The sequence below is a fragment of the Xanthobacter autotrophicus genome, assembly GCF_029991245.1.
Classification (GTDB): domain Bacteria; phylum Pseudomonadota; class Alphaproteobacteria; order Rhizobiales; family Xanthobacteraceae; genus Xanthobacter; species Xanthobacter autotrophicus_C.
In genome coordinates this window covers 1-20,439 of the sequence record NZ_JAIVFO010000042.1, presented here as the reverse complement: position 1 = coordinate 20,439, position 20,439 = coordinate 1, and the positions used below count along the sequence as shown (strand labels likewise).

At 69.4% G+C, this 20,439-nt stretch carries 22 protein-coding genes; 16 read left to right on the top strand and 6 right to left on the bottom strand.

Translation table 11 applies throughout. The annotated features are described in order from the left end of the window. Positions 1–120 precede the first annotated feature (120 nt). The 3 genes from miaB to K9U41_RS09515 all read right to left on the bottom strand — a co-directional run bounded on the left by miaB (position 121) and on the right by K9U41_RS09515 (position 3,527). Positions 121–1,533, bottom strand: coding sequence for a tRNA (N6-isopentenyl adenosine(37)-C2)-methylthiotransferase MiaB (gene miaB, locus K9U41_RS09525; protein WP_282640600.1), 1,413 nt, complete (start codon positions 1,531–1,533; stop codon positions 121–123). Positions 1,534–1,689: 156 nt separating this feature from the next. After that, positions 1,690–2,841: a tRNA epoxyqueuosine(34) reductase QueG gene (gene queG, locus K9U41_RS09520; RefSeq protein ID WP_432715765.1), complete on the bottom strand. Its 1,152-nt coding sequence runs from the start codon at positions 2,839–2,841 to the stop codon at positions 1,690–1,692. After that, entirely contained in the window at positions 2,838–3,527 is a 690-nt protein-coding gene (locus tag K9U41_RS09515; protein ID WP_149577978.1) for a glutathione S-transferase family protein, read from the bottom strand. The genes queG and K9U41_RS09515 overlap by 4 nt, the downstream gene beginning before the upstream one ends. A gap of 376 nt (positions 3,528–3,903) precedes the next feature. On the opposite strand from K9U41_RS09515, the gene K9U41_RS09510 reads away from it, so the two are divergent. Further along, positions 3,904–4,710 (top strand): undecaprenyl-diphosphate phosphatase, encoded by an 807-nt coding sequence (locus tag K9U41_RS09510; protein WP_282640599.1) that lies wholly within the window; start codon positions 3,904–3,906, stop codon positions 4,708–4,710. 38 nt (positions 4,711–4,748) lie between these two features. On the opposite strand, the gene K9U41_RS09505 is transcribed toward K9U41_RS09510, so the two are convergent. Further along, a complete protein-coding gene (locus K9U41_RS09505; protein ID WP_282640598.1) occupies positions 4,749–4,946 on the bottom strand; it encodes a DUF1674 domain-containing protein in 198 nt (65 codons plus the stop codon). A gap of 152 nt (positions 4,947–5,098) precedes the next feature. Between K9U41_RS09505 and secB the strand changes: the two genes are divergently transcribed. The 15 genes from secB to K9U41_RS09435 all read left to right on the top strand — a co-directional run bounded on the left by secB (position 5,099) and on the right by K9U41_RS09435 (position 18,017). Next, on the top strand, positions 5,099–5,569 hold the full coding sequence (gene secB / locus K9U41_RS09500; protein WP_282640597.1) for a protein-export chaperone SecB: 471 nt from the start codon (positions 5,099–5,101) through the stop codon (positions 5,567–5,569). A gap of 142 nt (positions 5,570–5,711) precedes the next feature. After that, positions 5,712–7,346 carry a sensor histidine kinase gene (locus K9U41_RS09495; RefSeq protein WP_282640596.1) on the top strand — a complete coding sequence of 545 codons (1,635 nt, stop codon included), beginning with the start codon at positions 5,712–5,714 and terminating at the stop codon, positions 7,344–7,346. Next, complete coding sequence (locus tag K9U41_RS09490) at positions 7,343–8,041, top strand: response regulator transcription factor (RefSeq protein ID WP_282640595.1); 699 nt, start codon at positions 7,343–7,345, stop codon at positions 8,039–8,041. Before K9U41_RS09495 ends, K9U41_RS09490 begins: the two co-directional genes overlap by 4 nt. Before the next feature lie 144 nt (positions 8,042–8,185). Then, positions 8,186–8,263 carry a pyrroloquinoline quinone precursor peptide PqqA gene (pqqA, locus tag K9U41_RS23935; RefSeq protein WP_081437156.1) on the top strand — a complete coding sequence of 26 codons (78 nt, stop codon included), beginning with the start codon at positions 8,186–8,188 and terminating at the stop codon, positions 8,261–8,263. Positions 8,264–8,315: 52 nt separating this feature from the next. Beyond that, a complete protein-coding gene (gene pqqB, locus K9U41_RS09485) occupies positions 8,316–9,215 on the top strand; it encodes a pyrroloquinoline quinone biosynthesis protein PqqB (protein WP_282640594.1) in 900 nt (299 codons plus the stop codon). After that, positions 9,212–10,012 (top strand): pyrroloquinoline-quinone synthase PqqC, encoded by an 801-nt coding sequence (gene pqqC, locus K9U41_RS09480; RefSeq protein WP_012113824.1) that lies wholly within the window; start codon positions 9,212–9,214, stop codon positions 10,010–10,012. Before pqqB ends, pqqC begins: the two co-directional genes overlap by 4 nt. Before the next feature lie 3 nt (positions 10,013–10,015). Continuing rightward, entirely contained in the window at positions 10,016–10,291 is a 276-nt protein-coding gene (gene pqqD, locus K9U41_RS09475; protein WP_282640593.1) for a pyrroloquinoline quinone biosynthesis peptide chaperone PqqD, read from the top strand. Further along, the gene (pqqE, locus tag K9U41_RS09470; RefSeq protein ID WP_282640592.1) at positions 10,288–11,466 is read left to right on the top strand and encodes a pyrroloquinoline quinone biosynthesis protein PqqE; all 1,179 of its coding nucleotides are present in this window, start codon (positions 10,288–10,290) and stop codon (positions 11,464–11,466) included. Before pqqD ends, pqqE begins: the two co-directional genes overlap by 4 nt. Continuing rightward, positions 11,463–12,179 (top strand): hypothetical protein, encoded by a 717-nt coding sequence (locus tag K9U41_RS09465; RefSeq protein WP_282640591.1) that lies wholly within the window; start codon positions 11,463–11,465, stop codon positions 12,177–12,179. Before pqqE ends, K9U41_RS09465 begins: the two co-directional genes overlap by 4 nt. Then, positions 12,160–12,513, top strand: a complete 354-nt coding sequence (locus K9U41_RS09460) for a hypothetical protein (RefSeq protein ID WP_282640590.1) — start codon at positions 12,160–12,162, stop codon at positions 12,511–12,513. The genes K9U41_RS09465 and K9U41_RS09460 overlap by 20 nt, the downstream gene beginning before the upstream one ends. A gap of 328 nt (positions 12,514–12,841) precedes the next feature. Further along, positions 12,842–14,164: a formylmethanofuran dehydrogenase gene (locus K9U41_RS09455; RefSeq protein ID WP_282640589.1), complete on the top strand. Its 1,323-nt coding sequence runs from the start codon at positions 12,842–12,844 to the stop codon at positions 14,162–14,164. Beyond that, entirely contained in the window at positions 14,161–15,810 is a 1,650-nt protein-coding gene (locus K9U41_RS09450) for a formylmethanofuran dehydrogenase subunit A (RefSeq protein WP_282640588.1), read from the top strand. The genes K9U41_RS09455 and K9U41_RS09450 overlap by 4 nt, the downstream gene beginning before the upstream one ends. An 11-nt stretch (positions 15,811–15,821) precedes the next feature. Beyond that, positions 15,822–16,745 carry a formylmethanofuran--tetrahydromethanopterin N-formyltransferase gene (fhcD, locus tag K9U41_RS09445; protein ID WP_282640612.1) on the top strand — a complete coding sequence of 308 codons (924 nt, stop codon included), beginning with the start codon at positions 15,822–15,824 and terminating at the stop codon, positions 16,743–16,745. After that, positions 16,742–17,548, top strand: coding sequence for a formylmethanofuran dehydrogenase subunit C (locus K9U41_RS09440; protein WP_282640587.1), 807 nt, complete (start codon positions 16,742–16,744; stop codon positions 17,546–17,548). Before fhcD ends, K9U41_RS09440 begins: the two co-directional genes overlap by 4 nt. Before the next feature lie 70 nt (positions 17,549–17,618). Then, the gene (locus tag K9U41_RS09435; protein WP_432715763.1) at positions 17,619–18,017 is read left to right on the top strand and encodes a c-type cytochrome; all 399 of its coding nucleotides are present in this window, start codon (positions 17,619–17,621) and stop codon (positions 18,015–18,017) included. A 229-nt stretch (positions 18,018–18,246) separates the two neighbouring features. Here K9U41_RS09435 and K9U41_RS09430 read toward each other — a convergent pair whose 3' ends face one another. Continuing rightward, positions 18,247–19,278, bottom strand: a complete 1,032-nt coding sequence (locus K9U41_RS09430; RefSeq protein WP_282640586.1) for a hydantoinase/oxoprolinase family protein — start codon at positions 19,276–19,278, stop codon at positions 18,247–18,249. Beyond that, positions 19,275–20,231 carry an ATP-grasp domain-containing protein gene (locus K9U41_RS09425; RefSeq protein ID WP_282640585.1) on the bottom strand — a complete coding sequence of 319 codons (957 nt, stop codon included), beginning with the start codon at positions 20,229–20,231 and terminating at the stop codon, positions 19,275–19,277. Before K9U41_RS09425 ends, K9U41_RS09430 begins: the two co-directional genes overlap by 4 nt. Positions 20,232–20,439 lie beyond the last annotated feature (208 nt).

The following is a 20,439-nucleotide window of genomic DNA, read 5'->3' as shown; positions in this document are numbered from 1 at the left end:
CGCGGGCGGGGCCGGAGGGCGGCAAGGGGCGTTCGGATGGGCGTTCCGTGGAACGCTCCGAGGAGCGGTCCAGGGAGCGTTCAAGGGGACGGTCGCGGTCGCTGCCGGATCTGCGCAAGCTCAAGCCTCCATGGCCGCAAGCGGCCGGGACAGGGCGGAAGAAGCTGGGGACTGGGAAACGGAAGTGTCGTTCGCCTCGGCCGGAATACCCGCGAGGCTGTTGGGGCCCACGTCGGTGATGGTCACGGTGAGGAGGTCGCCGATGGCGGCGGGCGGGTCGTTGACCACCACGCTCTGCAGATAGGGCGAGCGGCCGATGAGCTGGCCGGCCTGGCGGCCGGGCTTTTCCAGCAGGATGTCAAAGGTGCGGCCGCGGCAGCTTTCGTCAAACGCGGCCTTGGAGGCTTCCAGCAGCCGCTGAAGCTCGGCAAGGCGCTCGGCCTTCGCCTCCTCCGGCACCTGCGCGGCGTGGTCGGCGGCGGGTGTGCCGGGGCGGGGGCTGTATTTGAACGAATAGGCGCTGGCAAAGCCGACCTTGCGCACCAGGTCGAGGGTGTCCTCGAAGTCCTGCTCGCTCTCGCCGGGGAAGCCGACGATGAAATCGGACGACAGGGCCATGTCCGGCCGCGCCTGCCGCATCTTCTCGATGATGGCGAAGAAGTCGTCCCGGCCATGCTTGCGGTTCATGGCGGCGAGGATGCGGTCGGAGCCGGACTGCACCGGCAGGTGCAGGTAGGGCATCAGCTGGGGCAGGTCGCGGTGGGCGGCGATGAGGTCGTCGTCCATGTCGCGGGGGTGGGAGGTGGTGTAGCGCAGCCGGGCGAGGCCCTTGATGCCGGCCATGCGCTCCATGAGCCGGGCGAGGCTCCAGCTGGTGCCGTCCGGCCCCGCGCCGTGGAAGGCGTTGACGTTCTGGCCGATGAGGCTGATCTCGCGGACCCCCTGGTCCACCAGCCGCGCCGCCTCGTCCATGATCTTGGCCACCGGGCGGGAGACTTCCGCGCCGCGGGTATAGGGCACCACGCAGAAGGTGCAGAACTTGTCGCAGCCTTCCTGCACGGTGACGAACGCCGCCGGCCCGCGGGAGCGGGTCGCCGCCCGCGTCGGGGCGGGCAGGTGGTCGAACTTGTCCTCGGCGGGAAATTCGGTGTCCACCACCCGCTTGCCGGCCCTGGCCTCGGCCAGCAGCTCGGGCAGGCGGTGGTAGCTCTGGGGGCCGACCACGAGGTCCACCACCGGCGCGCGGCGCATGATCTCGGCGCCCTCGGCCTGGGCGACGCAGCCGGCCACCGCGATCATGGTGTCGGAACCGGCCTCCTGCTTCTGTTTGCGCAGGCGTCCCAGCTCCGAATAGACCTTCTCGGCGGCCTTCTCGCGGATATGGCAGGTGTTCAGGATGACAAGATCGGCCTCGGCCGGGTCCTGCGTCTCCACGAAGCCCTCGCGTGCCAGCGTGTCCGCCATACGATGGGAATCGTAGACGTTCATCTGGCAGCCGAATGACTTCACATAAAGCTTGCGGGGCTCGTGCATGTTGCCTGTTCTGTCGCCGTCGATCATCGCGCGTGGGCGCGACGCGATCGTGACGCCAGCTCTTGTCGCCCCCCTCATAATTCGTGAGGTGGCAATCCTACCGGCAAACGTGCCGGTTGGAAACAGCGCCCGCACCGCCCGCGACGGAACTTGGAGCTATTGGACCGACGCGGCATCCCATTCCGCCCGCACCGTCGCGTCCTCTTCCCGCGGCAGCGCCTCACGGGCGCGGGCGGCGGCGGTATCAAGGTCGGCCAGCCGCCCCAGCGCCCACACCGCCGCCCCGCGCACCAGCGCCGAGGCATCGCCAAGCCGCGCCTCCACCTGGGGCAGCAGGGTCGGGTCGGCCGAATTCCCGATGGCCACCAGCACGTTGCGCACGAAGCGGTCGCGTCCCACCCGCTTGATGGGGCTTTTGGGGAAGCGGGCGCGGAAGGCGGCATCGTCCAGCGCGACGAGCTCGGCCAGGGGCGGCGCGTCGTTCTCCGCCCGCGCTGCGAGCCTCATGTCCCGCCCGAGTTCCGCGAACTTGTTCCACGGGCAGGCGGCGAGGCAATCGTCGCAGCCATAGATGCGGTTGCCCATGAGGGCGCGCAGGTGGCGCGGGATCGGCCCCTTGTGCTCGATGGTGAGGTAGGAGATGCAGCGCCGCGCATCGATCACGTAAGGCGCGGGAAAGGCCGCCGTGGGACAGGCCTCGAGGCAGGCGCGGCAGGAGCCGCAATGGTCCTGTTCCGGCGCGGACGGCGCAAGCTCCAGCGTGGTGGCGATGGCGCCGAGGAACAGCCAGGAGCCGAAATCGCGCGAGACGAGGTTGGTGTGCCGGCCCTGCCAGCCGAGCCCCGCCGCCGCCGCCAGCGGCTTCTCCATGAGCGGGGCGGTATCCACGAACACTTTCACGTCGCCTTCAAGGCCGCGCCGGTGCGCCTCGGCCAGCAGGGCGCGGGCGACGCGCTTCAGCTTGGGCTTGATGATGTCGTGGTAATCCTCCGCCCGCGCATAGACCGAGATGGCGCCGGCCGACCGCTGCGCCAGCACCGCGCGGGGGTCTTCCGCCGGGCCGTAATTGAGCCCCAGCATGATGACGGAGCGCATCTGCGGCCACAGCACGGCGGGATCGGCCCGGCGCTCCAGCGTCTCGGCCATCCAGCCCATGTCGCCGTGGGCGCCGCCGGCGACCCACGCCTTCAGCCGGGCACCGGCCTCGGGGCTAGCGTCCGCCCGGGCGATGCCGACGGCGTCGAAGGCTTCCGAGCGGGCAAGGCCGGCGATGATCTCTTCAAGGGAGGCGCCGGCCGCCTCGGTCAGAAGTCGAGGTCCGCGTAGGTCTTGGAGGGCGGCATGCCCGGGATGCTCTCGGTCAGCAGGGCGCGGAAGGTCGGGCGCGACTTGATCCGCGCGTACCAGTCCCTCGCGTGATCGTCCTCGTCCCACGGCACGTCGCCCAGATAGTCGGCCACCGAGAGATGAGCTGCGGCGGCAAGGTCGGCCTGGCTCAGCTTCTCCCCGGCGAGCCATTTGCGCGCCTTGGCCAGCCAGCCGATATATTTCAGATGATAGCGCAGATTGCTGCGGCCCATGCGCAGGGATGTGGCATCGGGCGAGCCGCCGCCCTGCTCGCGCGTCATGTAGCGCTTGTGGATGCGCTCGCGCACCAGGGGCTCGGTGGCCTCCACATACATCTTCTCGTTGAACCATTGGGTGAGCCGGCGCACCTCCACCCGCGCCGCCGGGGAGTCCGGCAGCAGGCGGTGGTCGCCGAGGGCAAGGCCCCGCGTCTCGTCGAGCCATTCGGCGATGATGCTAGCGCCGGGCACCGAGGCGGCCATTTCCTCGACGATCACCGGCGTCTCGCCGGACGGGTTGAGGGCCAGGAAGCCGGGCCTGCGCTCCCACACCCGCTCTTCGACAAGCTCCGGTTCGAGCCCGTATTCGGAGAGCAGGAGGCGGACAAACCGTGAATGCGGGCAAAAGGGATGGTGATGCAGATACATGATGCAATTTTCGCCGGGGGTCAGGTGGGGAGAAGGCCAGTCACCGGCGCCCTCCCGTTTTAGAGCGCGATTCTTTCCGATTGGTTCCACCGCAGTGCAGCATTTCGTGCTGGGCAGGGCGCAGCCGGGCGCCCCGCCGAAACATGGTAAACAGAGTGCGACGATGACTGCCACGCCGGGAGCAGATTTCATCGCTAATTCAAGCCTTAGAGCTTTCCGCTGCGGCAGAGTGGCCTGTGGCGGACGCGCCACATGCCATCAGGAAATGACGCGGCCGCATGGTGCATGGCGCCTCCCGTCACGGCCGCGCGATTGCACCTGCGAAGGGGACGGAACAGGATGCGCCACCCTCACCGCCTTCCGGATTATCCCACCCATGACCCTCGGCGATATGCTCGAAGCCCTCGTTCTCGGCCTTGTGGAGGGGCTGACGGAGTTCATTCCCGTCTCCTCCACCGCCCACATCCTGCTCCTGGGGCATTTCCTGGGGTTCGAGAGCGCCGGCCACACCTTCGAGGTGCTGATCCAGCTGGGCGCGGTGCTCGCCATCCTCACCGTCTATTTCCAGCGCTTCCTCAGGGTGGCGCAGCAGCTGCCCACCAATCCCGGCGCCCGGCGCTTCGTGATCGGCATCCTCGTCGCCTTCCTGCCGGCGGCGGTCATCGGGGCGCTGGCCCACGGCTTCATCAAGAGCGTGCTGTTCGAGACGCCCGCCCTGATCTGCGTGACGCTGATCCTGGGCGGCATCGTCCTCCTGTTCATCGACAAGGTGGTGCCGGAGCCGCGCTACAACAACGCCATGGGCCTGCCGTTGCTGCTGGCGCTCAAGATCGGCTTCTTCCAGTGCCTGGCCATGATCCCCGGCATGTCGCGCTCGGGCTCCACCATCGTGGGCGGCATGCTCATGGGCGTGGACAAGAGGGCGGCGGCGGAATTCTCGTTCTTCCTGGCGCTGCCCACCATGGCCGGGGCATTCGCCTACGATCTCTACAAGAACCGCAACAACCTCTCCATGGATGACGGCTTGCTGATCGTCATCGGCTTCATCGCCGCCTTCTGCGCGGCGGTGCTGGTGGTGCGGACCCTGCTCGATTTCGTCGCCAAGCACGGTTACGCGCCTTTCGGCTGGTGGCGCATCATCGTCGGCGTCGCCGGGCTCATCGGCCTCGCGCTGGTGGGCTGAGGGGGCGCTTCACCCCCCTTGCGCAGGGGCATCGCCGCTCAGAAATCGGACGCGATGCCCCCCACCTCCCAATCGCCGTAGCGCACCGGCTCGGGGCCGTCGCGGCCGTTGATCTCTTTCGGCCGCTCTTTCGCGGCGGCATCGATGGCGCCGCGGCGGGCCTCGGCCTCGGCGAGCGCGCGTTTCGCGGCCTCGCTCAAGGGCTTGCGTTGGGGCGCGGGGGTCTCATCGGACATTTTCCGGTCTCCTGTCCTGTCGCGCCGGGGGTGCGCGGCGTGCCCGTCGCGTGGCCTATCCTTGCACCTGAAGCGCAAAGCATGGTAGCAGCGCCGCGCTTTTAGGGCATCCGGACGGGTGCCCACAATCAACCCTTGAGATGGAGATGCGCATGGCCACGCAGAATGGCGGCCCCACCCAGAATGCGGCGCCGTCGCTGAACGTGCTCGCGCAATACATCAAGGATTTCTCCTTCGAGAATCCCAATGCGCCGCGCTCCCTCGCCGCTCCGCCCAGCCAGCCCGACGTGAACATCCAGATCCACGTCAACGCCCGCCCCGGCGGCGACGGCGAGTTCGAGGTGGAGCTGAAGATTGACGGCGGCGCCAGCATCGAGGGCAACACCCTGTTCGCCTTCGAGCTGGTCTATGCCGGTGTGTTCCGCATTCTCAACGTGCCGGAGCAGAGTCTGCAGCCGGTGGCGCTGATCGAATGCCCGCGCCTGCTCTTCCCCTTCGCCCGGCAGATCATCGCCGACGCGGTGCGCAACGGCGGCTTCCCGCCCCTCATGATCGATCCGGTGGATTTCGCCGCGCTGTTCCAGCAGCGCATCCAGCAGGAAGGCCAGCGCGTCCAGGCGTGAGCCCGCTGACGCGGTCCTGACCGACAGGACGCCGCCGGATGCCTTGTGCGTTCGGCGGCGTTTGCTTTGGTGCCTGCTGTTTTCGTGTATCTAAAGGCGGATAACCATCAGCGGGTATCCCGGGAGGAGACCGGCGCGGGCGATGAGATCCATCCGCTTCAAGCTCGCCGCCTTGAGCGGCGCGGCGGCATCCTTTGCCATCCTGGCTGCGGTGGGGGTTCTCCTCGCGGTGGGGGCGGCGGATCGTGCCCTGGAGGCGACCGTCTCGGCTCAGCAGCGGCTGGACCTGCTCACTGAAATCTCCGCCCGCCTCTCCGATTTCGGCCTCGCCGCCGTGGCCGTCGCCGAAAGCCCCGGTGCGGATCTGGGACGCATGGAGGATGCCCGCTCCCGCGTCGCGGCCGTGCTGGAGGCGGCAACGGTGCGCGCGGCGCAGACCGCTCCCGTTCCGGAGATGGGCGTGCGGCCACGCGAACGCATGCTTGCGCATCTGCGGGCCGACTTCATCCTCCTCGACCGCCAGATCTCCGCAGCCGTGGCCGACGCCGATGCCCGCGGCGACCGCGTGCGCGGCGCGCTCAACGGCTTTGCCGCGGCTGCCGGTCCCACCCTCTCGCTGCTGGTGGAGAGCGAGCGTCGCGCCGTGACCAGCGCACGGGAAGAAGCGCTGGCGCTGTCCTTCCGCCTCCGGGTGGGCGCGGTGGCGCTTGCCGCCCTGGTGCTGGCGGCGGCGGCGTTGCTTTATCGCGCGCTGGCCCGGCCGCTGCTCACCCGGCTCGGGGAGATGGACCGGGCCGCCGCCGCCATCGGCCGCGGCGACCTCGACACCCGCCTCACCATCGGCCCGCGCGACGAGCTGGGCGTGCTGACGGCGCGCTTCAACCGCATGGCCGCCCGCCTCGGCCGTCGCGAGCGGCGCGTGGTCGAGGATCGTGCCCTGCTGGAAAAGACCATTTCCGAGCGCACCGCCGACCTCACCGCCGCCAATGCCCGCCTTGCCGCCATCGACGCCTCCCGCCGGCGCTTCTTCACCGACGTGAGCCACGAACTGCGCACGCCGCTCACCGTCATCATCGGCGAATGCGACGTGACCCAGCGCGCGCCCGCCATTCCCGAAGACCTCAGCCGCTCGGTGCTGGCCACCATCCGCAAGCGGGCCGTGCGCCTGCATCGGCGGATCGAGGACCTGTTGCGGGTCGCCCGCTCGGAAAGCGGGGAGATCGAGCTGGTGTTCCAGGACGTGCCGCTGGTGCCGCTGCTGGCCGACGCCGTCGCCGGCTTTGAAAGCGTGGCGCTCCGGCAGGGGGTGCGCCTCAGGCTGGAGGCGCAGGCGCCCGGCCCCCTGGTCCATGCCGACCGCGAGTGGCTGCGCCAGGTGGTGGAGGGCCTCATCGACAACGCGCTGCGCCATGGCGGCAAGGTGACGCGCATCACCCTCGCCACCACCACCGTGACCGGAGCCGGCGGAGAGGTGGCTGATCAGATCACCGTGACGGACGACGGCCGCGGCATTGCCCCGGAGGCGCGGGCAGGGCTGTTCCGGCGATTCGAACGCGGCGAGCGGTTCGGCGACGGCACCGGCTTCGGCCTCGGCCTCGCGCTGGCCGAATGGGTGGTGACGCGGCACGGTGGACGGATCATTCTGGAAGAGGGAGAAGAGGGCGGTACCCGTGTGGTCATCGCTCTGCCCCGGCCGCAGGCCCATCCGGAGGCCCATCTCCAGGACGTCTTGGCGCAGGGCGCCCGGGCGAACCCGCCCGGCGAGGAGGATACATGAACATTCTGGTGGTCGAGGACGACAGCGACATCGGCGCGATGCTGAGCCGCGGGCTATCGGCCGAAGGCTTCGACGTGACCGTGGTGGGCCGCGCCGACGAGGCGCTGGAGGCGGCGCGCCAGTACAATCCCTGCGCGGTGGTGCTCGACATCATGCTGCCGGACGGTTCGGGGATCGAGGTGTGCCGGGCGCTGCGCGAGGCCGGGCATTCCGGCCCCATCCTGTTCCTGTCCGCCAAGGATGAGGTGCGCGACCGGGCCGAGGGTCTGGGCGCCGGCGCCGACGACTACATCGTGAAGCCGTTCGAGTTCGCCGAGCTGGTGGCGCGGCTGCGCGCCCACCTGCTGCACCGCCTCGGCGACAGCCATGCGGGCCGCCTCGTCGCCGGGCGTCTCGTGCTCGACCAGTCCACCCGCACCGTGCTGTTCGGCGAGATCCATGCCCGCCTGACCGAACGGGAGGCGGAGCTTCTGGCCCTGCTGATGGCAACCCCCAACCGGCCGGTGCCGCGCGGCGAGATCTTCGACCGGCTGTGGGCCAACCAGGGCGGCGCCTCGCTGAACGTGGTGGATGTCTATGTGGGCTACCTGCGCACCAAGCTCGCGCCGGTGAGCCGCGCCGGCGGGCCGCAGGTGTCCACGGTGCGCGGCCGCGGCTTCATGCTGGACCTCTCCGCGCCCGCGGCTGCCCATTGATCTGTTGCGGCGCAGCATCACATTTTGCTTGCGGGAACCAAATCAAACGCCAATATTTGATTCCGATGCGATGAACTTCATCATTGCAGGTTGTTCTTATGATCTTCTTAGAAAGATCTGGAGCACATAACCGGAGGAAGCAACATGCGTTGGAACAAGCCTCAGGTCTGCGAAGTCTGCGTGGGCATGGAAGTCACCGCCTATCTGCCGGCCGATTTCTGATCCGAATGAGGTCGGTGGCCGGGAACGATAAGGCAGGAGCGTTCGACGCATCATGCAGGTGATCGTTCTCGGTTCGGCGGCCGGCGGCGGCGTTCCCCAATGGAACTGCCGCTGTCCGGTGTGCCAGATGGCCTGGTCGGGAGACCCGCGCGTCACGCCGCGCACCCAGTCGAGCATCGCCGTCTCCGCCGATGGCGCCGATTGGGTCCTGCTGAATGCCTCGCCCGACCTGCGGGCGCAGATTTCAGCCACCCCGGCGCTCAAGCCGCGCACGGGGGATCGCGACAGCCCCATTCGCGCCGTCGTTCTCACCAACGGGGACGTGGACCATATCGCCGGCCTGCTCTCGCTCCGGGAATCCCAGCCGTTCGCCCTCTACGGGACGGCCGAGACCTTGGGGCTGCTGAAGCAGAACCAGGTGTTCGACGTGGTAGCGCAGGCCTTCGTGAGCCGGACCGCCGCCGTGTTCGGGCAGGCCTTCTCGCCGGCGCCGGGGCTGACGATGGAATTCTTCACCGTGCCCGGCAAGGTTCCGCTCTGGCGGGAGGACGCCAGCCTCGTCATCGGCGAGGAGACCGGCTCCACGGTGGGCGTCACCATCACCTGCGGGGACAAGCGCCTCGTCTATATTCCCGGCTGCGCGGCGGTGACGCCGGCGGTGCGGGAGCGCATCATCGGGGCCGATCTTTTGTTCTTCGACGGCACGCTTTACCGCGACGACGAGATGATTGAGGCCGGGGTCGGCACCAAGACCGGCGCGCGCATGGGGCACCTCTCCATGTCCGGCGCCGATGGGACCGTGGCGCTGCTCAAGGACGTGCCGGTGGCACGTCGTGTCTTCATCCACATCAACAACACCAACCCGGCGCTGGTGGACGGCTCGCAGGAGCGCCACGCCGTGGAGCAGGCCGGCTGGACGGTGGCCCGCGACGGAATGGAGTTCTCGTTATGACCTTCCTCGCCCTTGCCGAGCCGCTGGTCTTCCCGCCCCTGCCTGCGCCGTCCGAGCCTTTGTCGCCCGAAGGGCTGGAAGCGGCGCTGCGGGAGGTGGGAGCCACGCGCTACCACAATCTCCACCCGTTCCATAAGCTGCTGCATTCCGGCAAGCTGAGCCGGGACCAGGTGCGCGCCTGGGCGCTGAACCGCTACTGCTACCAGTCCGCCATTCCCCGCAAGGACGCGGCGCTCATGAGCCGCTGCGACGACCGGGAGCTGCGCCGCGAATGGCTCCACCGCATCACCGACCATGACGGGTTCGAGGGGGACACCGGCGGCATCGAGCGCTGGCTGGTGCTCACCGATGGCCTCGGCCTCGACCGCGACTATGTGGTCTCGAAGGAGGGCGCGCTGCCCGCCACCAAATTCGCGGTGGAAGCCTATGTGCGCTTCGTCGCCGACCATTCGCTGCTGGAGGCGGTGGCCTCCTCCCTCACCGAGCTGTTCGCGCCGGGCATCCATGCCGAGCGCATCTCGGGCATGCTGGCCAATTACGACTTCATCAACGAGCGGGTCGTCACCTATTTCCGCCGCCGGCTTGACCAGGCGCCGAAGGATGCCGACTTCGCCCTCGATTACGTGAAGAAAAACGCGCGCACCGTGGCCGAGCAGCGCGCCGTCATCCGGGCCTTGACCTTCAAGACCGAAGTTCTCTGGGCGCAGCTTGATGCGCTTTACTTCGCCTATGTGGAGCCGGGCTGGCCGGCGCCCGGCGCGTGGCGGCCGGGCATCGCCCTCGTCGAGGCCGGCTGAGCCATGCGGGCGGAAGAGACCGACGTGCCGCGCCTGCCGCGCGGGGTGAAACTGAAGTATGATCAGGTCCGCGAGCGCCACGTGCTGCTCGCCCCGGAGCGGGCGTTCGACATCGACGAGACCGCTGCGAGCGTGCTGGAGCTGGTGGATGGCCAGCGCACCTGCGGGCAGATCGTGGATGAGCTTGCGCTGCGCTTCGATGAAAAGCGCGAGGTGATCGCCGACGACGTGCGCGACATGATCGGCGATCTGATCGCGCGGCGGGTGATCGAACGATGACCAATGTCACGGCTGAACTGACAAATCTGGAGACGGCGCCCCGCCCGGCGGCGGTGCATCCGGTCGGCCATCCCATCGGCATCCTCGCCGAGCTGACCCATCGCTGCCCCCTGCGCTGCCCCTATTGCTCCAATCCGCTGGAGCTGGAGCGCCGCGAGGCGGAGCTGGACACCGCCACCTGGAAGCGCGTGCTGAGCGAGGCGGCGGCCCTCGGCGTGCTGCATGTCCACCTCTCCGGCGGCGAGCCCACGGCGCGGGCGGACCTTGTGGAGCTGACCGCCCATTGCGCGGCGGAAGGGCTCTACACCAATCTCATCACCTCCGGCGTCGGCCGGGCCGGCGCCATGCTGCCGGCGCTCTCCGAGGCCGGGCTGGACCACGTGCAGCTCTCCTTCCAGGGCGCGACGGCGGAGATCACCGATCGCGTCGGCGGCTATGCGGGCGGCCATGCGGCAAAGCTCGCCTTCGCCGCACAGGTGACGGACCTCGGCCTGCCGCTCACGGTGAATGCGGTGTTCCATCGCGCCAACATCCACCAGGTGGAGGACATGATCGCCCTCGCCGTGGCGCTGAAGGCGCGGCGGCTGGAGGTGGCGCACACCCAGTATTACGGCTGGGCCTATGCCAACCGCGCGGCCTTGATGCCGGCGCGCCCGGACGTGGACCGCTCCGTCGCCATCGTGGATGAGGCGCGCAAGCGGCTGGAAGGCGTGCTGGTCATCGACATGGTGATCCCGGACTATTACGCCCGCTATCCCAAGCCCTGTTCCGGCGGCTGGGGCCGGCGCACGCTGAATGTCACGCCCACCGGCCGGGTGCTGCCCTGCCATGCGGCGGAGAGCATTCCGGGCCTTGAGTTCTGGTCGGTGCGCGATCATGCGCTGGGGGATATCTGGCGCGCCTCGCCGGCCTTCAACGCCTTCCGCGGCACCGACTGGATGCGTGAGCCGTGCCGCAGCTGCGACCGGCGGGAAATGGATTTCGGCGGTTGCCGCTGCCAGGCCATGGCGCTGGCGGGGGATGCCAGCCTCACCGATCCGGCCTGCTCGAAATCCCCGTTCCATGCCCGGGTGGAGGCGCTGGCCACCGCCGAGGCGGCGGGCACCGCACCCGATTTTATCTACCGCACCATCGGCGGACTGCCGGCGGGGCGGCGGGAAGGAGCAAAACCGTGAGTGCCCGCAGGACCATCGGCCTTTTTCTCGTCCTCACCGGGGCGCTGTTCGCCGCCGGCGTCCTGGTGGAGCCGCTGCCCGCGCGCGCCGCCGAAGCGCAGGCCGCCACCGAAATCGCGCCGCCGGAAGCAGCGGACATCCTGTTCGAGCGCCCCCAGCTGGCCGGCACCAGGCCCGGCGACACGCTCTCCTATGCCTACACGCGCAAGGTGACGAACGCCGAGCTTGGCCCGTCCTTCGAGGACCGCATCCGCCTCATGATCGAACCGGGCAAAGGTGGAGATGCCCGCGATGTGCGCGTCGATTTCTTCTCGATCGAGCGCCACCGTGCCGCCGGCCCCTTCGAAGAGGTCACCACCAATCCGGTGCTGATGCTGTTCCTGGAGAATCACCTCGTGGAGCTGTCCGGGCGGCTCAAGGGCAATCCGCGCTATCTCAAGAACGCCATCCGTGCCGGGTTGCGGGACCGGGCCCGGGTCGAGGCCGCCGACATCACCGTGGACGGCCGCACCCTCAAGGGCTGGCGCATCACCGTGAAGCCCTTCGAGGGCGACGCCAATGCCGCCCGCATGCGGGGGCTGGAGAGCCTGACCTACACATTCGACGTGGCACCGGACCTGCCGGGGGAAATCGCGCGCATTCAGATCGCGGCCGAGGCCCCCGGCGGCCGGCTCTGGGAGGAGACGATCGCCTATGATCCGAAGGGCTCTTGAGGCGGCGGGCCTGCTGCTTGCGTCAGCCGGCGCGGTCTGCGCCGCCCCCGTCGCCGACAATGACTATCCCACCTCCGCGCGCGTGGACTATGTCATCGCCTGCATGGCGGCGAACGGGCAGTCGCGCGAGGCCATGACCCGCTGTTCCTGCTCGGTGGATACGCTGGCCTCCATCCTGCCCTATGACCGCTACGTGGCGGCGGAGACCATCCTCTCCATGCGGCAGGGGGTGGGGCAGGCGGCGAGCATTTTCCGCAATACGCCCCAATATGAAGATAACATTGCCGAATTGCGCCGCGCCCAGGCGGAAGCCGAGGTCCGCTGCTTCAAGTAAAATCCGATACCGCGCTGCACAACACCTGCTCGCATCTGCCGCATAGATGACGGGTTTTCTGCCCCTCGCGGCTATGTTAGCTTCCTCCCCAAGAACAGACGCATGGCGCACGGAGTTTTCCGAAGCGCACTGCAACGACAAGCGGGCAACCGCCGCGGCGTCTTGATCGGGACCTTCAACCCCCAAGGCAATGCCATGGCATCCCAACGCTCTGCGTCTGTCCATTTCGTCCCATTTTCACCTTCGCGGGCCGGTACCCGTGCCAGCTGCACGCTCCTGCGTGGGCCTGGCGCAGCGCGCCCCGCCACCATCGCCTTCGGGTGACGCCATGACATCGGGAGAGCCGATCACCGGCGGTGCGGATCGCATCGTTCGAGACGTCGTCTGCGGCTTCTGCGGCCTCGGATGCGACGATCTGGAGGTGGCCGTCGCCGGCCGCGCCATCACGCCGCGCACCGCCTGCCCGGAGGCCGCGCGCCTTCTGGCGCGCAGCGATGCACCGCCGCCGTCGCCGCGCATCAATGGTGCTCCGGCCAGCTTCGAGGACGCGACCGCCGCTGCCGCAGGGCACCTCAAGGCCGCCCGTTCAGCCGCCTTCAGCGGCCTGGGCGCGGACCTGGAAGGCCTGCGCCGCCTGTACGACCTCGCCATGGCCTCGGGCGCGAGCCTCGACCACGCCGCCTCGGGCGGGTTGTTCGCCAATCTGGAGCGGCTCGCCCGCAAGGGCTGGATCGCCGCCACCCTTGCCGAGGTGCGCAACCGCTGCGACGTGCTGGTGGTGTTCGGCGACGATCCCGCTTCCGCCTTCAGCCGCTTCTTCTCCCGCGCCGTTCCGGTGCGCGGGGAGGGGGCCGATGGCGATGCCGCCCCGCTCTTCGTCACCGCGCCCGGCCGGCGGCAGATCGCCGTCGTCGGCGGGCCGCTGTCGGAGGCGTCGCGCCGGGTGCTTGCCGCCCACGAGGTGACGGAAATTGCCGTTGCCGAACAGGATGTTGCCACGGCCACCTCGGTGCTGACGGCGCTGGTCGCCGGGCGCGTGGTGGACGGGCTCGCCGGCCTGCCGGAGGCGACGGTTGCAGCCCTCGCGGCGCTGGCGGAACAGCTCAAGGCGGCGCGCTACGCCGTCTTCACCTGGAACGCCGCCAGCCTGCCGGCGGAGGATGCGCCGGTGGTGGCCGGCGCGGCGTCGGAGGCGGTGGATGTCCTCTCCGTCACCACCCGCGCGGCGGTGTTTCCCTTGGGCGGCCGGGACAATGTGACCGGCGCGCACCAGCTCGCCTTGTGGCGCTTCGGCTATCCCCTGCGCACGGCGGTGGGGGCCGGAACGTCCCGCCATGTGCCCGAGCTTTATGCAACGGCGGCAGCGCTTCCCGACGCCGACCTGCTGCTCCACACCAGCGCCTTCCGCCCCGATGCGCCGCCCGATTTCGACCGCGGGCCGGTGATCGCCATCGCTCACCCGGACACCGTGTTCGCGCGGGAGCCGGAGGTGTTCATCCCGGTGGGGACGCCGGGGGTGGATTACGGCGGCCACGTCTTCCGCATGGATTCAGTGGTTTGCCTTCCGCTTCAGGCCCTCAGACCTGCCGAGCTGCCCAGCGTCGCCGAAGCGGCCGCTGCCATTCTTGTGTCGTTCGGGAGGGGTGCATGAGGACGCGCATCACCGGTGGGCGCGTGTTCGACCCCGCCAACAACATCATCGACCAGGTCCGCGACGTGCTGCTGGAGGACGGCCGCATCATCGCCGACTCCCCGCCGGTTGCGGGCGAGCAAAGGGTTGATGCGTCAGGCACCATCGTGCTTGCCGGCGGCATCGACCTGCACAGCCACATCGCCGGCGGCAAGGTCAATCTCGGCCGGCTGCTGATGAATGAGGACCGGGCGCTGTTCCCCGAGCCGTTCGGGGATTTCTGCGGCTGCGGCGGCGGGCGGGCGGCGCCCACCACCCACGCAACCGGTTGCCGCTACTCGCAAATGGGCTACACCGCCGTGTTCGAGCCGGCGGTGGTGGGGGCCAATGCCCGCCACGCGCACCTGGAGATGGCAGACATCCCCAACATCGACACCGGCGGCTTCCTGGTGCTGGGGAACGATGATTTCCTGCTGCGCCTCATTGCCCAGGGCGAGGGCCAGCAGGCGATCAACGACTATGTGGCCTGGATGCTCAAGGCCACCCAGTGCTGCGCCATCAAGATCGTCAACCCCGGTGGCATCAACGCCTTCAAGTTCAACGGGCGCGCCCTCGATTTTGACGAGACCGGGCCGTTTTACGGCCTCACCCCGCGCCGGGTTCTGAACACCCTTCAGCGCGCCGTGTCGGAACTGGGGGTGCCGCACCCCATCCACCTGCATGGCTGCAACCTGGGGGTGCCCGGCAACGTCAAGACCACGCTCGCCACCATCGGCGCCAGCGAGGGCTTCCCCCTCCATCTCACCCACATCCAGTTCCACTCCTACGGCACCGAGGGCGACCGGCACTTCTCCTCCGGCTCGGCCGAGATCGCGGAGGCGGTGAACGCCAATCCGCATATCTCGGTGGACGTGGGCCAGATCATGTTCGGCCAGACCGTGACCGCCTCGGCCGACCTCATGTCCCAGTATCGCAACCATGGCATCGCCGATCCCAAGAAGTGGATCGGCATGGACATCGAGATGGACGCCGCCTGCGGGGTGGTGCCGTTCAACTATCGCGACACCTCCTTCGTGAACGCCCTGCAATGGGCCATCGGGCTGGAATTGTTCCTGCTCATCGAGGACCCGTGGCGGGTATACCTCACCACCGACCATCCCAATGGCGGACCCTTCACCTCCTACCCGCACCTCATCCGCCTGCTGATGGATAAGCCGTTCCGCGACGAGCACCTCGGCCGCATCCACAAGGCGGCGCGCGCGCATACGAAGCTCGCCGAGATTTCCCGCGAATACACGCTGGAGGAGATCGCGGTGGTGACCCGCGCCGCCCCCGCCCGGACCCTCGGCCTGAGGGACCGCGGCCATCTCGGCCCCGGCGCCCGGGCGGACGTGGTGCTCTATGAGGAGCAGGCCGACCGCGAGGCCATGTTTGCCGCCCCGCGCCTGGTCATGAAGGACGGCGAGGTGGTGGTGGTGAACGGCGAGGTGGTGGCCCTCACGCAGGGACGTACCTATGCGGTGCATCCGCCATCGGACCCGCTCATGGACAAGCGGCTGGAGCGCTGGTTCGACGAGGCGGTGGGCCTGAAGGCGAGCCATTACAAGATCGCCGACGGCGAGATCCGCGACGGCCAGGGCCCCGAAATCGTGGAGCTGATGCCGTGACTGAAGCTCCCATGATCATCAATGGCGTCGAGATCCGCGACAGCTTCGCCGAGGCCTTCCCCATGGCGGGAACGCGCCTCATCATCACCGCCGACACACAGCGCTGGGCCCACACTGCCGCGGCCAGCCTCACCGGCTTTGCCACCTCGGTCATCGGCTGCGGCTGCGAGGCCGCCATCGAGCGGCAGCTCGACCCCGACGAGACCCCGGACGGACGGCCGGGCTATGCCGTGCTCATCTTCGCCATGTCCCTGAAGGATTTGAAGAAGGTGGTGCCGCTGCGGGCCGGGCAATGCGTGCTCACCTCGCCCACCTCCGCCTGCTATTCGGGGCTGGAGGGCGGGGCCGCCATCGCGCTGGGGCGGGCACTGCGCTATTTCGGCGACGGCCACCAGATCGCCAAGTCCATCGAGGGGCGCCGCTTCTGGCGCATCCCGGTGATGGAGGGCGAGTTCGTCTGCGACGAGGTGGTGGGTTCCACCACCGCCGCGGTGGGCGGCGGCAACTTCCTCATCCTCGCCCGCTCGCGGCCTGCGGCCCTGGCCGCCGCCGAGGTGGCGGTGGAGGCCATGGGCCAGGTGTCCGGCGCCATCATGCCGTTCCCGGGCGGCGTGGTGCGCTCCGGCTCCAAGGTGGGCGCCAAATATGCCGGCATGATCGCCTCCACCAACGACGCCTATTGCCCGACCCTGCGCGGCGTTTCCAAGAGCGCGCTGCCGCCGGAGGTGGAGAGCGTGCTGGAGATCGTCATCGACGGGCTGAGCGAGCAGGACGTGGCCGCCAGCATGCAGGCGGGCATCACCGCCGTCTGCGGCCTTGGCGCCGCGGCCGGCGTGGTGGCGATTGATGCCGGCAATTATGGCGGCAATCTCGGCCCCTTCCATTTCAAGCTGCGCCAGTTGATGGCTCCTGTCGCCGGGGAGACGACCCTATGAGCGCCTATCGCCTCACACTGCGCGCGCCGCTCGCCGCCCGCGCGGATCTCTCCGGCATCAATCCGGCGACCCTCGCCGGCCTGTCCGCCCAGGCGGTGGCCTGGCTCACACTGCCCTACGGCAATGGCGCCGTGCCCCTCGGCGACCTGTTCGAGGTGTCGCAGGTGGAGGGCGGCGCCCTCATGATCAGCGGCGATCCCCGCCTCGATTTCGTGGGTGCCCAGATGGCTGAAGGCGAGATCGAAGTGGATGGACCGGTGGGCGTCCTCGCCGGATCGGGCATGATCGGCGGCCGCCTCGTCATCCGTGGCGATGCCGGCGACGGCCTTGCGGCGGGCCTTGAGGGCGGGCGCATCGAGGTTGCGGGCTCGGCCGGCGCGGGGGTAGGCGGTGCCCTCACCGGCGACCGGCAGGGCATGAAGGACGGCATGGTGGCTGTGGCTGGTGCGGTGGGGCCGGGCCTCGGCGCGCGCATGCGCGGCGGGCTGGTCCTGGTGGGCGGCGATGCCGGCCCCCGCGCGGCGGACGGGCTCATCGCCGGCACCCTTGCGGTGGCGGGGCGCCTTGGCGCCGGTGCCGGACGCGGCATGAAGCGGGGTACCATCCTCGTCGCGTCCGCGCCGGAGGCGCCGGCACCGGGCTTCGTCTCCACCGGACCCCATGATTTCGTGATGCTCGCGCTGCTGGCCCGCCGCGTGCCGGAACTTGCCGGCCTGTTCGGCGATCGTCTCGGCGGCCGGGCGGAGCGCCTGGTGGGCAACCGCCTCGCCGGCGGCGCGGGCGAGATTCTCGTCCTGCAGTAACGGGATGGCCAAAAGGGTGGGCCGGGCCGGTCCACCCTTCGTAGACAATAATCACCGAGAGGAACGCCTGATGATGCGCGCCGTATTTGTTTCCGCTTTGCTCCTGGCCGCCGCGACCGGCTCCGCGCTCGCGGACCCGGATGTGGCAAAGGGCGAGATCGCCTTCAAGAAGTGCATGGCGTGCCACGCCGTCGGCCCCGACGCCAAGGCGAAGGTGGGTCCGCCGCTCAACGGCATCGTCGGCGCCAAGTGGGCGCATTTCGACGGCTATGCCTATTCCGCCGACATCAAGGACGGCGGCGCCGCCGTCAAGGTGTGGGACGAGGCCACCCTCGACGCCTACATCACCAACCCCAAGGCGCTCGCCCCCAAGGGCAAGATGGCCTTCGCCGGCATCAAGAATGACGACGAGCGCAAGGACCTCATCGCCTTCCTCGCCCAGTTCAACGCCGACGGCAGCAAGAAGTAAGGCCGGCGACGCACCGGGCCGCCGCCATCGCCGCACAGGCTTCCGTGCGGCTCCGGCCCGCATGGTCGCGTCATGCCGTGTTTATCCCGGCGCCGCAATCAGCAAGGCTGGCGTGATACCAACGGCCGATGAGCCCGTCTCATCGGCCGTTGGTATCATCCGGGGCATCCATCTCCATCAGCGCATGGATGGTCGTTCTCCACACCAACCGGGAGATAAAGTACGCCGGCTAATAGAACGACAGCCGCGCCACGGCCACAGCCGGTGCACAATCCGCAGCGGCAGTGGTGAGGGCGGGATCTGCGGCCAGGATTTCCCCCGCATCCCGGTAGGGCCGACGGGTGCGCGCCGCGAGCCGCGCCGCCAGGAACCGCCCGACACCGGCCCCCACCAGCGGCGCATCCACCGCCACGCCCCCGGTTGAAAGCACCTGCGCCAGAGCTTCCTGCAACCGGTGCAGCTGCACCTCCGCGGCGAAGGCGGCGAGGGCCTCCACCTCGGCCAGGGAGCAGGGGCCAAGGTCACGCCCGACCATGCGCAACAGCCTGCGGGCACTGGCTTCCCGGGTCTTTTCGCCGCCATCCGCAGCCGGATGCAGGTCGGCGCCTTCGGGCAGCTCGCCGGTGAGGCGATGGACGTCCGCCGTGGTGGCGAAATGCTCGGCCATGAGTGGCACCTGCCGGCCCCGGAACGGGAGCGTGGCGGCCAGCGCCATCACCGGCGTCCGCGCCGCGCCGCTATAGACCAGCTCTCCGGCTTCCATCCGCTCGGCATCAGTATAGCCGGCGAAGCAAACTTCTGCGCCGGCAAACCTTATGATGTCCGTGGTGGTCGATCCAATATCCACCAGAACGCCTTGGCCGCACATGCGCGCCAGTGCCGCGGCGGTGGCGTGCCAGTTGGCGGAGGCCACGTCTCCCGCGTGGTCCGGCGCGTCGGCGGCCGGGATGAAGCCGGCGCGTCCGGCATAGATGAGCGTGTCCGCGCCCAGCCGCTCTGCCAGCGCCTTCGAGAGGCCGGCGACGCCGGTGGCGCGGTCGGGCCACAGGTCGGTCAGCTCGCCGGTCATGGTCACCACCGAGCGCCCGGCGGCGGGGGAGAGCGCGGCCATGGCGGCATCGAGCTTGTCGAGGCCCTGCCACAGGGGGCAGGTGGCCATCTCCACGGAAAGCAGGGTGCCATCCGGCGCGAGCGCGGCGCGCTTGAGATGCGCGCCGCCCACGTCCCAGCCGAGGATCAGGTCGCCGGTGAGAGCGCTCATGCCAGCGCCAGTTCCACCGGCGCGCGGGCGCCCTTGCGCGGGGCCTTGCCGCCATCCGCGAAGGGCGGCAGCAGCGTCGCCGGATTGAGGCCGAGGGCCGGGCCGAGGCCGGCATAGGCGGTGGTGAGGCGCGGATTGACCTCCACCACCACCGGCCCGCCTCCGGTCAGGAGGATGTCGATGCCGAAGATGCCCTCAAGGCCCGGAAAGGCGTGGACCACGTCCCGTGCCAGCCCGGCGAGGCGCCCGTCCGCATCGTCGAGCGCGCCCACGGAAAGCCCGACGAGGACCACCCGGCCGTCCTTCACGGCGATGTGCTGACGGTTCACGGTCAGGAGGCGCACCCCCTCCGGTCCGTTGAGTAGCGTGAGGCTCGCCGCCTCCCCCGCCACAAAAGGCTGGATCAGGAGCCCGTCGCGGGCGACCGGGGTCGCAGGAACGCCATCCGGCCAAAACAGGGTGTCCTCGCAGCCGGCGCCATCGTCCGGCTTGGTGATGCGCGGGCCGGGCAGGTCGGGCGCCTGCGCCAACGGGAAGGTCGGGATGTGCGGCACGCCGGCGGCGGCAAGGCGGCGCGCGGTCTCCAGCTTGCTGGCGGCGGCGGCGATGGCCTCGGGATCGCAGGCGAGGACGTGGGCACCGTTCGCGCGCAGCATCTCCACCAGCCGGGCGAGCACGCCATCGGTCTCCGGGGCCACCGGCCACACCACGTCGGCGCACCGGGCGAGGGTGCGCCAGATGGCCCAGGCATCCGCGCCTTCCGTCACCGGGACGGAGCCGGGCACGGGCAGGCGGTCGTCGGCGGCGAGGAGGATCCCGCTCACCTGCGGCAAAGCGGCAAGGTCGCGGCGCATGGCATCGCGGATGAGGGCGGCTTCCCGCGCGAGGCCGCCCGGCAGCGCTGCGTCACGCATGCCGCCGCCGGTCACGAACTCGCAGACGAAGACGCGCATGCGCGGTTTTCCCTGAATGCCGAAAGCCCCAGCCTGGAACCTACGCTGTCACCGGCTCGGCGACGAGGCAAGCGGCCAGCGGCTCGGCCATGTTGCGCCCGGTGGCGTCATGAAGGCCGCGCCAGGCCGGCATGGAATTCACCTCCAGCACGGTGAGGTGGCCGGAGCCATCGGCGATGAGGTCCACCCCCGCATAGGATGCCCCCAC

Bases quoted from the DNA above. Each gene is read 5' to 3' on its own strand.
- miaB (WP_282640600.1), bottom strand. From the start codon at position 1,533: ATGCACGAGCCCCGCAAGCTTTATGTGAAGTCATTCGGCTGCCAGATG.
- K9U41_RS09515 (WP_149577978.1), bottom strand. From the start codon at position 3,527: ATGTATCTGCATCACCATCCCTTTTGCCCGCATTCACGGTTTGTCCGC.
- K9U41_RS09510 (WP_282640599.1), top strand. From the start codon at position 3,904: ATGACCCTCGGCGATATGCTCGAAGCCCTCGTTCTCGGCCTTGTGGAG.
- K9U41_RS09505 (WP_282640598.1), bottom strand. From the start codon at position 4,946: ATGTCCGATGAGACCCCCGCGCCCCAACGCAAGCCCTTGAGCGAGGCC.
- secB (WP_282640597.1), top strand. From the start codon at position 5,099: ATGGCCACGCAGAATGGCGGCCCCACCCAGAATGCGGCGCCGTCGCTG.
- K9U41_RS09495 (WP_282640596.1), top strand. From the start codon at position 5,712: ATGAGATCCATCCGCTTCAAGCTCGCCGCCTTGAGCGGCGCGGCGGCA.
- K9U41_RS09490 (WP_282640595.1), top strand. From the start codon at position 7,343: ATGAACATTCTGGTGGTCGAGGACGACAGCGACATCGGCGCGATGCTG.
- pqqA (WP_081437156.1), top strand. From the start codon at position 8,186: ATGCGTTGGAACAAGCCTCAGGTCTGCGAAGTCTGCGTGGGCATGGAA.
- pqqB (WP_282640594.1), top strand. From the start codon at position 8,316: ATGCAGGTGATCGTTCTCGGTTCGGCGGCCGGCGGCGGCGTTCCCCAA.
- pqqC (WP_012113824.1), top strand. From the start codon at position 9,212: ATGACCTTCCTCGCCCTTGCCGAGCCGCTGGTCTTCCCGCCCCTGCCT.
- pqqD (WP_282640593.1), top strand. From the start codon at position 10,016: ATGCGGGCGGAAGAGACCGACGTGCCGCGCCTGCCGCGCGGGGTGAAA.
- pqqE (WP_282640592.1), top strand. From the start codon at position 10,288: ATGACCAATGTCACGGCTGAACTGACAAATCTGGAGACGGCGCCCCGC.
- K9U41_RS09460 (WP_282640590.1), top strand. From the start codon at position 12,160: ATGATCCGAAGGGCTCTTGAGGCGGCGGGCCTGCTGCTTGCGTCAGCC.
- K9U41_RS09455 (WP_282640589.1), top strand. From the start codon at position 12,842: ATGACATCGGGAGAGCCGATCACCGGCGGTGCGGATCGCATCGTTCGA.
- K9U41_RS09450 (WP_282640588.1), top strand. From the start codon at position 14,161: ATGAGGACGCGCATCACCGGTGGGCGCGTGTTCGACCCCGCCAACAAC.
- fhcD (WP_282640612.1), top strand. From the start codon at position 15,822: ATGATCATCAATGGCGTCGAGATCCGCGACAGCTTCGCCGAGGCCTTC.
- K9U41_RS09440 (WP_282640587.1), top strand. From the start codon at position 16,742: ATGAGCGCCTATCGCCTCACACTGCGCGCGCCGCTCGCCGCCCGCGCG.
- K9U41_RS09435 (WP_432715763.1), top strand. From the start codon at position 17,619: ATGATGCGCGCCGTATTTGTTTCCGCTTTGCTCCTGGCCGCCGCGACC.
- K9U41_RS09430 (WP_282640586.1), bottom strand. From the start codon at position 19,278: ATGAGCGCTCTCACCGGCGACCTGATCCTCGGCTGGGACGTGGGCGGC.
- K9U41_RS09425 (WP_282640585.1), bottom strand. From the start codon at position 20,231: ATGCGCGTCTTCGTCTGCGAGTTCGTGACCGGCGGCGGCATGCGTGAC.